9 protein-coding genes are annotated in these 13177 nt (G+C 38.9%); all 9 read right to left on the bottom strand.

Going from position 1 to position 13177, the window contains the following annotated elements:
- Positions 1–566 precede the first annotated feature (566 nt).
- Positions 567–1268, bottom strand: a complete 702-nt coding sequence (locus GSQ74_RS15820; RefSeq protein WP_158994970.1) for a phosphoadenylyl-sulfate reductase — start codon at positions 1266–1268, stop codon at positions 567–569.
- A gap of 2 nt (positions 1269–1270) precedes the next feature.
- Positions 1271–2785 carry a TSUP family transporter gene (locus GSQ74_RS15815; protein WP_158994968.1) on the bottom strand — a complete coding sequence of 505 codons (1515 nt, stop codon included), beginning with the start codon at positions 2783–2785 and terminating at the stop codon, positions 1271–1273.
- Positions 2763–3551, bottom strand: a complete 789-nt coding sequence (cobA, locus tag GSQ74_RS15810) for a uroporphyrinogen-III C-methyltransferase (RefSeq protein ID WP_158994966.1) — start codon at positions 3549–3551, stop codon at positions 2763–2765. The genes GSQ74_RS15815 and cobA overlap by 23 nt, the downstream gene beginning before the upstream one ends.
- Positions 3551–5638, bottom strand: coding sequence for a HEPN domain-containing protein (locus tag GSQ74_RS15805; RefSeq protein ID WP_158994964.1), 2088 nt, complete (start codon positions 5636–5638; stop codon positions 3551–3553). The genes cobA and GSQ74_RS15805 overlap by 1 nt, the downstream gene beginning before the upstream one ends.
- A 227-nt stretch (positions 5639–5865) precedes the next feature.
- A complete protein-coding gene (locus tag GSQ74_RS15800; protein WP_158994962.1) occupies positions 5866–6696 on the bottom strand; it encodes an MOSC domain-containing protein in 831 nt (276 codons plus the stop codon).
- Between the two features lie 277 nt (positions 6697–6973).
- Positions 6974–7720: a DUF72 domain-containing protein gene (locus tag GSQ74_RS15795; protein ID WP_158994960.1), complete on the bottom strand. Its 747-nt coding sequence runs from the start codon at positions 7718–7720 to the stop codon at positions 6974–6976.
- A gap of 1 nt (position 7721) precedes the next feature.
- Positions 7722–10127 (bottom strand): ATP-binding protein, encoded by a 2406-nt coding sequence (locus GSQ74_RS15790; RefSeq protein ID WP_158994958.1) that lies wholly within the window; start codon positions 10125–10127, stop codon positions 7722–7724.
- A 101-nt stretch (positions 10128–10228) separates the two neighbouring features.
- The gene (ligD, locus tag GSQ74_RS15785) at positions 10229–12973 is read right to left on the bottom strand and encodes a DNA ligase D (RefSeq protein ID WP_158994956.1); all 2745 of its coding nucleotides are present in this window, start codon (positions 12971–12973) and stop codon (positions 10229–10231) included.
- A 5-nt stretch (positions 12974–12978) separates the two neighbouring features.
- Complete coding sequence (locus GSQ74_RS15780; protein ID WP_158994954.1) at positions 12979–13149, bottom strand: DUF3606 domain-containing protein; 171 nt, start codon at positions 13147–13149, stop codon at positions 12979–12981.
- Between the last annotated feature and the right edge of the window lie 28 nt (positions 13150–13177).

Here is a 13177-nt window from a genome sequence, read left to right as displayed (position 1 = left end):
TTATAGTTTAAATGATTAAGTTGAAATAGAAAAAATTTGTAATACAGTTGTGAAGGGAATCAACAACAGATGTATTTATCCACGATAGAGTAGTGGCATAACATGGGGCGTAACAGATGATGTGGTTTTGAGAAATTCATATTGTAATCTACTAAGTCCATAATGTCTACTGATTTAGTAGTGTAAAAGTACAAATTAAAACAGAGCTTGCAAGTCTTTTTTAAAAAATAAGTGAATTAAAGCTAAATTTTAACGTTTTGTTAATATTGGATGGGGTAGGATAACTGTAAGTTAAGTGGCGTCTTTTACTAAGAAGCTGTTTAAAACTATGTCATTGCGAGGAACGAAGCAATCTCATGCTATACAGAGAAAACTTGCAAAGTCCGCGATTACTTCGTTCCTCGCAATGACACTTGTTGGGTATTAACGTGCGCAGAGGCTGTCATACTGAGCGTAGTCGAAGTATGTGGGTAGGCCTTTACAAGCTTATGCTTCGGGTGCCTCTGCATGACAACGCGCTTCTGTCTGACCGTTACCTATGAAACACATTCGTTTTTAGACCACTTTTAAGCGCTATGCAATCCGCACTCTTTCTTATCCTGTTCTTCCCACCACCAACGGCCGGCACGGAAGTCTTCACCTTCGCGAACAGCTCTTGTGCAGGGGGCGCAGCCAATACTTGGGAAACCCTTATCATGTAATGGATTATAGGGAATGTTATTTACTTTGATGTATTCTTTCACCTCATCAAGGCTCCAATGAAAAATAGGGTGGAACTTTACCAGGTTATTCTGATCATCCCATTCCACATCATCCATAGATTGCCGATTTTGTGATTGTTCGGCGCGGATACCAGTTACCCAGACCTCATTACCAGCTAATGCTCTTTTTAAGGGTTCAATTTTTCTAATACCGCAGCATTCTTTACGATTATCAACAGATTCATAAAAACTACTTGGCCCTTTTGCATTAACCATTTGCTCTAAAGCCTGGTTATTTGGATAATAAGCATGTATAGGTTGGCCATACATTTCCATGGTGCGGTTCCAGGTATAATAGGTTTCGGGAAATAACCTGCCGGTTTCTAACGTGAAAATTTTTATCGGTAGATTATTTTTAAATATCATATGTGTGATAACTTGATCTTCCCAGCCAAAACTGGTTGAAAAAATCACCTTACCCGGATATTCTGAAGCTAATAACGACAATGCATCAACAGGGTCAACTCCTGTTAATTGTTGTTTTATATTTTCTGTTTGCGTACTCATGTTTAAATAACTTTAGCTAAGAAGTGCCAAATGCTGTTTACACTTATTAGGATAACGATAATCGCAACCGAGATCATAATAACCTTGGTTGATATTTTATTGGAGATTTTCGCCGCGATAGGAGATGCCAATGCGCTGCCAATCACCAATCCGCCAACTGCTTCCCAATGGGTTACATGAAGCATGTATATAAAGGTGACCGAACTCGTCAACGCTATAAAAAAGCGCGATAGTTTCACTGTACCTAAACTAAACCGAGGGTTGCGCCCGCCTGCTATCAGTGTTGACAGCACGATAGATCCCCAGCCACCACCGCCTACTGCATCAATAAAACCTCCGCCTAAACCCAATAATGGGATGCGTTTGATTTTTTCCGTATTGCGTTTACGTTTAAGATTGAATGCTTTTGAAAGGATAACCAAACCTAAAATTAAGGTATATAGCGATACGAACGGTTTGGTATATTGGCTATACTGTGTTAATGAAGAGAGTATATAAGCTCCTGTCACGGCGCCAATAATACCTGTCCACAACAGCATCCAAAATAATTTCCAGTTGATGTTGCCCATCCGGTAATGCATCCAGCCTGCAATTCCATTGCTCATAATTTCCGACAAATGCACACCCATACTTGCTACAGCAGGAGGGATGCCCATTGTAAGCGAAAATGATGTTGCTGTTACACCGTACGACATGCCAATCGCACCATCAACCAAAGCAAAAAGAAAACCACCCCCTAAAAAATAATAGAAAAGCGGATTGATATTTTGTACATAGCTTTTAAAGGTAGGCTCTTTAAACCATAAAGATGCAGCCGCAATACCGATAGCTAAAATTATAGCCCCCCATATTAACCAAATGATGCTTTTGCTATTATTTTGTTCTTTTTTACTAACTAATACAGATGTTACTTCATTTAACTTTTTAACCTTGTGAGCAAAGTCGCCGGTAAGTGTTTGTCTAAGGGCGGCTATTTGCTGTAAAGTATCATCAATTTCATCGGGGATACTTTCATTCAATACTTCTTTAATTCTTTTAGCTACGGTAGGCGATTTTCCGTTGGTTGATATCGCCAGTTTCAAATCACCTTTTTGTACTATCGACCCCAAATAAAAATCACATAAGGCGGGTTTATCGGCAATGTTCACTAATAAATTACGCTCATGGGCAGCTTTAACAATATACTCGTTAAGCGCATTGTCATTAGTTGCGGCAATTACCAGGTTGGCATTATCGAGGTCGATATCTTCAAAAGTTTTTTGTAGAACTTTTACGCCATTAAATTGGGCGGCAAGCGCATGTACTTCAGGTAAAAACGTGCGGGCAATAATTGTTACTGTTGCAAGCGGACTGTTATTAACAATAGCTGTTAGTTTTTCTAAACCAATATTGCCCGCCCCAATAAGCACGGTATGTAATTCATTCAGTTTAATAAATACCGGGAATAACTGGTTGTTACCCGGTGCATTATCATCCTGTGTGATATTTAAATTACTATCCTTCGGCAACAATGTCATAAAACTCTTTTATAGACTGGAATGATGGATGCAGAGAAACCACTTCGCCAATTACAATAAGCGCAGGAGAAGATATTTTCTTTTCTTCTACTTGCTCAACGATTGTATCTATGGTGCCAATAGCAACCTTTTCATTTTCGGTTGATCCGCTTTGGATAACGGCTACCGGTAAACGGTTTTTACCCTGATTTTTAAATATTTGTGTAATCTCGGCTAATTTATGTACGCCCATTAATACCACAATAGTTGCATTAGTTTGCGCTGCAGTATAAATATCGGCAGAAATTTTGCCGTTACTTGTAGTGCCTGTAATTACCCAAAAACTTTCGCTTAAACCACGATGAGTAACCGGTATCTGTTGTAACCCTGGTACAGCTATCGAACTGGAGATACCGGGAATTGCCGTTGCCGGTATACTGAATGATGCTGCATGATCTAACTCTTCATAACCACGACCAAAAACGAACGGATCACCACCTTTAAGGCGAACCACATGACCGTAATTCAGCGCGTAATCAATCATCAGTTTGTTAATGGCATCCTGAGAAAATGAATGATCGCCAGAGCGTTTTCCTACATACACTTTAACCGTATGCTCAGGGGCGAACTCCAATATCTCTTCATTTACCAAGGCATCATACAAAACAACATCAGCTGTTTGTAATGCCTTAATACCTTTTATCGTTATCAAATCAGCATCGCCCGGGCCTGCGCCAACAAGAGTTATGCGTGGTTCTTTTATTTCCTTTTTTATCTGAGTCTCCATTATGCCAGGGTTTCTCTCTTCACTTTACTTGCAGCCAGGAAGTCTTCGGCTGCTGCTTTATATTTTGTTGCAAACTCATGCGAAGGCTCATTTTTGTTGATCTGCAAAACCAAATCGTTAAAAGTACCATCTAATGAAATTTCGCCGGTTGATACATAATGAGCATCAAATTCTTTAATAATACCTGCTTGAGTGCTGCTGCTTACGCCTTTATCTAACAATAAAGCTTTTGCAGAGCTTATCATCACATTGTATGAATGATAAATCGCATCAGCCCAGGCACCTTTTTCGTAAGCGCCGTTTGCCCAACCCATTTTTTCTTCCGATTCATATAATAAGGTAGCTACCAAATCAATAATAACGCTCGCGCATTCGCCCACGCCAATTGCAGTAGCAAATGTTTCCTGATGACCCCAATCAACAAATTCGTCTTCGGTAAGTGTCTCCAGGTTAGCTAATGGCTTTAACAACTGGTAGAAATAATCTTTACCCTGCCTGTCGTAATAATTATGGAAAGTTTCATCTTGTATAGAATTCGCTTTGTAATCATTTAATACCGCCCGTAAAACATGGGTAGCCCTTTTTGCAGGTACTTTAATTACTTTCTCAGCAGCGCGACCTACGCCATCGCCAACGGTACCACCGCCTAACAATACTTGTACAGATGGCAATACTCTTGTACCAGCTTTTAATGAACTCCCGTGAAACCCAATATGTGCCAAACCATGCTGACCGCATGAATTCATACAACCGCTTATTTTGATTTTGATTTCGCGGTTATAAATAAAATCTTCGTATTCATTATAGATCACATCCTCCAGAACCTTAGATAAGGTCATGCTGTTAGATATGCCTAAATTACAAGTATCAGTACCGGGGCAGGTGGTTACATCGGCCAAACTATCAAAGCCCGGCGCTGAAAGGTCAAGCTCAGTTAAACCGTTATATAAAGCAGGTAAAGCTTCTTTACGAACATATTTTAATAATAAGCCTTGGTTTTGGGTGATGCGTATTTCATCAGCAACCAATGGCGTTAATACTGCAACTAATTTACGTGCAGTATCTGATGCGATATCGCCAACAGGTACTTTAATATAAACACCATAAAAACCTTCTTGCTTTTGCTCAAAAACGTTAGTAGCAAGCCACTGCTCATAGCGAAGCTGGTTTGTTATAACCACTTCGGGATAGGTTGTTGCTTGTGGAAGAACAGGCGCTTCAACTGTATTGCGGTTAACTATATATGATTTTACCTTGTTAGCAGTATGCTCTATTTTAGCCAGGCGGATAACCTCATCCAAACCTAGTTTCTGTATCAGATATTTTAAACGGGCCTTGTTACGGTTATTGCGTTCGCCATAGCGATCAAATACACGAATAATAGATTCAATGTATGGGATCAGCTGGTCTTCAGGCAAAAACTCTTCGACCAGGCTTGCCAGTAGGGGTTGGGCACCAAGGCCGCCGCCTAATAATATTTTAAAACCACGCTCACCTTTTTCATTTACTTTAGGGATGGCGCCGATGTCATGTATGTACGAAAATGCCGTGTCATCATCGCTTGATGAAAACGATATTTTAAACTTACGGCCCATATCCTGACAGATTGGGTTACGTAAAAAGTATTCAAAAGTAGCATAAGCATAAGGCGATACATCAAAAGGTTCCAAGGGATCAATGCCCGCGGTTGGTGATGCCGTTACGTTACGAACAGTATTACCGCAAGCTTCACGCAAAGTAATATCATCACGCTCAAGCTCAGCCCAAAGTTGCGGTGTTCTGTCGAGGCTTACATAATGTATCTGAATATCCTGACGGGTAGTTAAATGCAGGTTCCTGCTGGCATATTCGTCTGATACATCAGCAATTTTTAGTAATTGTTGAAACGTTACCTTACCAAATGGCAATTTAATACGAACCATTTGCACACCCGGCTGGCGCTGACCATATACCCCCCTGGCAAGGCGCAAACTCCTGAATTTTTCATCATGAATTTTGCCATCGCGAAATGCCCTGATCTTTTTTTCCAGATCTATTATATCCTGTTCAACTATCGGGTTTTCCAGTTCCGTTCTAAAACTTTGCATGTTTTAATTTTAATATATTAAAAAAACGCCTCTTCGGCTTTTAACTAAAGAGGCGTCGTGATTATGAATATTTAATTCCTCTTATAGCTAAATACACTTGCTATACATACAGCATATTACTTTGTTGCAGTAAGTGTTATTAATGAGTATCATTAGCCAAATATACATATTGTACAGGGAATTAGTAGTTTTTTAATGAAAATTTCAATATTTTACATAAAAATGTATTAAGCCCTTAAAAAAAATCTTTCCTCGGTGTGATAGTTTTTTATGCTTATTTCATCGCCAACAGATATAAAACCATTTCCGGTATGTATCAGATTTTGACCAAAAAAAACATCGTTACCACGACGGCGGTATTTGGCCAATGTTTTTAACGGTTCCTTAGTTTTGGCTATGGTAATTTGATCTATAGTAGTGAGAATGCAGCGTGCGGATAATTTTACACCGTAAAAGTTGATATTATTGATTATTAAATGATCTATTACATCCTCCTCAAAAGGCTTGCCGCCTGTAAATACAATATTTGGCCGGAACCTGTTAATGGGGAGTTTATCAGTGAGGCGGCTATTTAGATCATCAAGCGAAGCCTGCCCAATAATAAGAAAAGGGTAAGCATCGGAAAAAGAAGTTACAAAACCTTCCGGTGCATATTTCTCATCTACTTGTCTTTTGTAATCATCCGGCATATAAACAAGTCGGCACTTTACACCAAGCTTTTCAGTAAACCATTTATCGGCAATATCACTAACATATATAGCGGTGCACGTATCATCCCACACAGCCACGGTACAATGTTCGTTTGTTTGTGGCGCAAATGGGATGAGAATATTGTGGGATGTAAGGCTGTGTGTTATAAGTAGCCCGTTGGTGGCAATGATAACCTTTAATAGAGCCATTGCAGGTAATTCGCGCTGGGATAGGAAACGATTGTTTTCATCAATCAATAACCAACGCCGATCATACTTAAAACCTTTATCAGTTACTTCGGCGCTACTAACTGCAATGCCACCTAATGATTTAATGGGATAAATGTATAATTCGCTAACCTGAAGCATCAGGCAAAAATACGAATTACGTTATAAAATTATGACCGGGAGATATTAGAATTCAGAACTAAAAATTGAATCCTAATGTGATTTTGGGATTAAAAGGCGCTCTTTTTACTTTTTTAAATAGACCACCATTACTTGCAGGAGCACAAACTGCCTTAAGTATCGCAGTAAACAAGTTATTAATTAATGTCATGTTAAAATGTATTTATGTACTTATACGCAATTGGTTACCTAAAGGTTGACGAAAAAGAAAAATTTTAGTTATAGTTTAATTTGTCTATCAGATTTTGATAGATGTTTTTAATGTAATTAAATTTTGCAGCGCATTACCCATTGTATTATTAAAGTATGTATAAATAGTTTTACCTTCATGCAGCCAGTCATTAATATAACTTGCATATTCTGATAAAAACTGATTGGTATAACTACCCCTGTATTTTCCATCGGGGCCATGAAATCTCAGGTAAACAAAATTATTGTTAAATGAATCTAAAGGAGATGCCGAGGTAGGCATATCATGTATTACCAAACTAGCCTTATATGTTTCAATCAATTGATAAATATCATCCCGATACCATGAGCGATGGCGAAATTCTAAAGCAATCGGCCATTTGCTTTGATTATAATTATTGATTACAGACAATAAATTTTGTAACTGGTTTTTATTAGTAACGGCAAGGCTGGGAGGGAATTGTATAAGCAAGCATCCTTTTCGGTTTCCTGCACAATCAATAATAGACATAAATTTACGGACATCATCTGCCTGAAACTCTAACCCTTTATTGTGTGTAATATCCCGCCAAAGTTTAAATGTGAATCTAAAATCACCGCATACATCTTCCGACCATTTTTTTACTGTAGAAGCTAAAGGGACTTTATAAAAGGAGCTATTTACCTCAAGGCTGTTTGCTATTGTTGAATAGAAGTGCAACCGGCTTTTACCAGCATATTCCAAGGGGAAATCCCGTTTGGGCATTGGTAACTGCAATCCGCTGGTACCACCGTAAAACTTACCCAATATGTTCATGCTAGGAAAGCGGTAAAATGAAATAGAATGTTGATCCAACGCCACTTTCGCTTTCAGCCCAAATTTTGCCGCCATGTCGCTGAACAATCTCGGCACTCAAATACAATCCTATGCCAAATCCCGAAATATGGGAAGTATGTTTGCTTTCTACGCGGTAATAACGATCGAACAACTTATCCAAATCATCAGGTTTAATGCCCATTCCCTCGTCCTTAATACTTACTTGTACTGTATTGCCAATCTTCTCACAGTTTACAATAATTTGCTGGGCCTTTGGCGAATACTTTATGGCATTTGTTAACAGGTTAGAAATTACGGAGCCTATTTTATCACGATCAGCATTTACTTTAATAGGAGGGCAGGAAACCAACGATATGCTATGCATAAACGCTGTCATCTGGATTTCATCAATAACTTCAAGGATGAGTGCATCAATTTCAAAAATATTTTTCTCGATAAATATTTTCCCTGATTCCAGCCTCGAAATATTTAAGAAACCATTAATCATGTTACTCATTTTCTTTACCTGTATATTGGCTTTACCCATGGCGTTAGCTATGAATGGATCATCACTATATTTAAGCTTAGCATTCATAACCTGAACAATTGCAGTTAAGGAGGTTAATGGCGTTTTAAGTTCATGACTAACCATGCCAATGAAATCATTTTTGCGCATTTCATCCTGTTTCTTTTCAGTTATCTCGTGTAGTATACCGGTAAAATAAGTGTCAATACCATTGTTATCATGTTGTACAGTTCCTAGACCCCTTACCCAGCGTACTTTTCCATCATTATGCCCTATTATTGGGTATTCCATGTCAAACTTAATGCCGTATGTAATGGCAGCTTCAACCATATCTGCTGCTGCCTGGCGATAATCAGGGTGAATTTGATTTATAGCAGCTTCATATGGTACTTCTTCACCAGGAGCATAACCAAAGAATTCCTTTAGCTTAGGTGAGGGCACAAATATTCGATCTACAACGTTGATATAGTAAGACCCAAGTTCAGCCGCGTCAACAGCCATCCGCAAACTTTCTTCGGCACGCTCAACTTTTTTACGGGCATTTACTTGTTCAGTTACATCCACCGAAACACAAATAATACCATTGGTTATGCCGTTATTATCTTTAATTGGCTGGTATGTGAAATTGTAATAGCCTTCTTTAAGTATTCCATCAAATTCAATTACAGCTTTAACTTCGTTACCATAAAATGTTTCGCCGGTATCGAATATATTATCCAACAATTTAAAAAACAGCTGATCTACAAATTCAGGTAAAGCTTCAATGTAAGTTTTACCAACAATATCAGCTGTTTTCCCCAACATTTTAAGCATCAGGTTATTCATCGTTTCAATACGTAAGCTTCTACCATTTAATATAAATATGGCAACAGGTGCCTGTTGTACCAGGTACCTAAACCGCGATTCACTTTCTTCAAGCGCGTCCACAATTTGTTGTAAATAAGCTTGCGTTTCAGTTAGTTCTTCGTTTATAGCAATTAACGCCTCGTTTGAAGCTTGAAGTTCTTCATTTAAAGCAAGCTGCTCTCCGCTGCTTTGTTCAATACTTTTTCGTGCCAAAACCTCATCTGTAACTTCAGTACCAATAGTCATTAAACCATTTATATTGCCTTGAGCATCATATTGGGCCTCATATATAAAATTGACATACGCGTTTACATATTTGCCATTACGCAGAATTTTTACAGGTAGTTCCGTTGCTGAAAAGGTTTCTCCGGTAGTATAAACATTATCTAAAAGTTGCTTAATTCCCTGGGATTTCAACTCGGGCATCGCTTCCAATATGGGTTTTTTCGATACTTCCTCTAAATTTCTCCCCCATAATTCCAACGCGCGGTTATTAGCAATCTCAACAATAAAATCGGGGCCTTTGAAAAGCGCGATAGCTACAGGGGCTTGTAAAATAAACCGGCGAAGGTTACGCTCACTTTCCAATAGGGCTTTAGTTTGCGCTTCTTCCTGTTCTTTAGCTTTTTTTAATGCTATTTTGTTAAGCTCTTTTTCTGTTACATCAGATGCTGTATGTAAAATGCAGTAAATTTTACCACTTTGATCTTTTATCGCGCGATATTGGTAGTTGTAATAGGATATTTGGAGTTTTCCATCAACCATTAGCGTAGCAGGTATGGCATTACCAATGTTGCTGACCCCGGTTCTGAGCACTTCCTGCAGCATCTTTTTAAAAGGTTGACCTTTGAGTTCAGGCACAGCCTCTTCCAACGGTTTACCTATAATGCTTCGGTCTTTACCCCAAAAAGCAAGCATGGCATCATTGGCGGACTGTACAATTATATTATCACCGGCATATATAGCCGTGGCGTTTTGAGAAAGGGAAAGGACTTCCAATATTTGATCTTTATCTAAAGAAAAGGAGTTGCTCATCAGGTATAAAAATCAAATATTTGCAGGTTAACAAATAAAAATTAACAACAATTTTAGTTATATGTTTTTTGCCGATAGACTAAAATCTACAAACCGAAATATTATACGAAAATGCTTTGCGCCTTCTTTATCGTTTTTTCCAGGTCGATACCTTTAGCCAGTACACCCTTAAACAAATCACCGGTTTCCTTTAACCTGGCTATGGAATTAAATATAGTGAAATCTTTCATCGTCAAACCCGGTTTTACTTCATCCCAAAGCAAAGGCATCGAAACCGTTGCGCCAACTTTTGGGCGAAGCGAATACGGACCTGCAATTGTTGCACCCGGACGATTCTGTAAAAAATCGAGATACATTTTTCCTTTGCGGTTGGCTACCATACGCTCTAAACTGGTATAATCTGGTATTTGTTTATATACTAACTGCACAACAATTTTGGCAAACATTTGCGATTGATCATATGTGTATTTAGCATCCAACGGAATATAAATATGCATGCCTGTTGAACCGGAAGTTTTAGGGTAGGATGGTACCCCGATAGCATCCAACACTTTTTTAACTTCTAAGGCAGCTGCTATTACCTGATCGAAAGTGTTTTTATCGGGATCAAGATCAATTACGCAATAATCCGGATTATCCGGTGATTTTACACGACTAAACCAAGGGTTCATCTCGATGCAGCCCAACGATGCCATCCATAACAAATAAGATTCATCAGAACCAACCAAGTACTCCTTATGCTCGCCATCGCTGGTAGTATAAGGGAAGGTTTTAGTGATCCAATCAGGTGCTTTACCTGTTACGTCCTTTTGATAAAAGCTTGACCCGTATATACCATTTGGGAAACGATTAAGCGACATAGGCCTATCTTTTAAATAAGGCAAAATATATTCGGCCACCTGGTAGTAGTAGTTAAACATGTCACGCTTAGTCACATTGTCTTCGGGCCAATAAACTTTACTTAAATGTGTAAACTTAATGTCGTGACCACATATCTTTCTTACCTGCGTTTCATCGGTTGGGTTTAACAGCGTTTTGCGGTCTTTGTTCTTGGGTGGCGATACTACATCAGCATGTGTTTCCTCAATCTCAATTTTTGATTCCATCTCAACCTCCTTTACTGTTTCATTGGTCTCTTGTGGTGCTTCTAGCACAATGTCTTTTGCTTTCTTGTCAATGCGCATGCCTTTGAATGCTGCCTGCCGAAATACGCCATCGCTCGTAACCTCGGCATAAGCTACTTCACAAACTAGTTCAGGTTTTAACCAGGTAGGTTTAGCTCCCATTCTTTTGGGGCGGAAGCGTGATGGCTTATCTACATCAGGTTCCACCTCAAAAGGGCTTTTATTGGTAATGAGCGGTTTAAATTGCTCCATCACCTCCTTTTGCATCTTATCATTAAACCCAGTACCTACTTTACCAACATATCGGAGCTCGCCACCATTATAAACCGCTAAAATCAATGCGCTGAATAATTTACTGGTACCTGCATTTTTAGTAAAACCGGCAATAATAACTTCTTGTCGTTGATGTATTTTTATTTTGAGCCATTCTTTTGAGCGCAAATCCGAAGTATATGTACTATCCGCTTTTTTGGCTATGATACCCTCTAGTCCGATACGTTGTGCGGCATTAAAAAAGTCGATACCTCCCGTACTAAATACTTTACTTTGGCGGATGTGGTCATCGTCAGTAGGCAATATATCTTTTAAAATGACTTGACGTTGTATCAACGGTAGTTCCATAAGGTTTTTATCCTCGTACCATAAAATATCGAACACGTAAAATATCAGCTCGCCATCAGCTTCGCTGCGCCAGTTTTGCAGGGCGCCAAAATCCGATATACCTTTATTATTTAAAACCAAAATTTCACCATCAAGCACCGCATTTATCTTCCATTTCTGCAGTAGCTTATGGATGGAGTAAAACTTATCGTTAAAGGTTTTATTGTTGCGTGATATGAGTTCCACTTCGCCTTTATTGATCGTAGCAATAGCACGATAACCATCCCATTTAACTTCATATACCCAGTTTAGGTCGTCAAACGGTTCATCAACCAAAGTGGCTTTCATTGGTTGGATATTTTTGGGTATATTACCTTTAGGGGCTGACTTTATAATTGAAGCTACATCTATAACCGCATCCACCTGTCCCTCAGTCAACTTTTCACCCACTACTTCCTCAGCTGGTTTTGCCAGGGCTTTTTTTTTACCGCTTTTGGGTGATTCTTTCAAATCCTCTTCGTGACCATGCTGCCAAACCTTTTCGCTGGATTTTTCCATTGTTTCGATGGTTTTGCCGGATAGCACAGATTGATTTTCTTTTGTAATATCATCAGTACTCGCAAATTGATCATTATGTTTAATCAGCAACCATCCATTTTCGCCCATCCCATGGGTTTTAACCAAAGCGTACTCACCATCCAGTTTCTCGCCATGTAGTTTTATTTTTAGCGATCCTGATTTTAGTTGCGCTAAAAGATGTTTTTCTTGTGCTTTCTTACCTTTTATTTCTTCAATTGGCTCGTATGTGCCTTCATCCCAAACAATCACAGTGCCGCCACCATATTGGCCTTGCGGGATAATCCCTTCAAAATTGCGATAGTCGAATGGGTGATCTTCAACCATCATCGCCAAACGTTTAGTTTTTGGGTCGGTTGACGGGCCTTTTGGTACAGCCCAGCTTTTTAATACACCATCCATCTCAAGCCTGAAATCATAATGCAAACGCGATGCATCATGCTTTTGAATAACAAACATCAAATGATCTTTATCCTTGCTTCTTCCGGATTTTGGTTCAGCGGTTTTTTTAAAATCCCGCTTCTGGGCGTATTTAACCAGGCTCATAATAGTTATTTTAAATACTTTCTTACTTCGTCAACGGAGTTGCCAACAGTATCTACCGCTTTTTGCAACGCCTCACGATTGATGCCAAACTTATTTGTCCAATACTCAATCGCGTAATATTCATGCATGTTGATAATGCCATTATCAAGACTTAATGCGGTGTAGTTATTTTCCATATTGCATTTATATATTTATTGGTTATAA

The sequence above is a fragment of the Mucilaginibacter sp. L196 genome (assembly GCF_009765905.1).
GTDB lineage: Bacteria > Bacteroidota > Bacteroidia > Sphingobacteriales > Sphingobacteriaceae > Mucilaginibacter.
The sequence above is the reverse complement of the archived record's forward strand: the minus strand, read 5'-3'. Positions and strand labels throughout refer to the sequence as shown.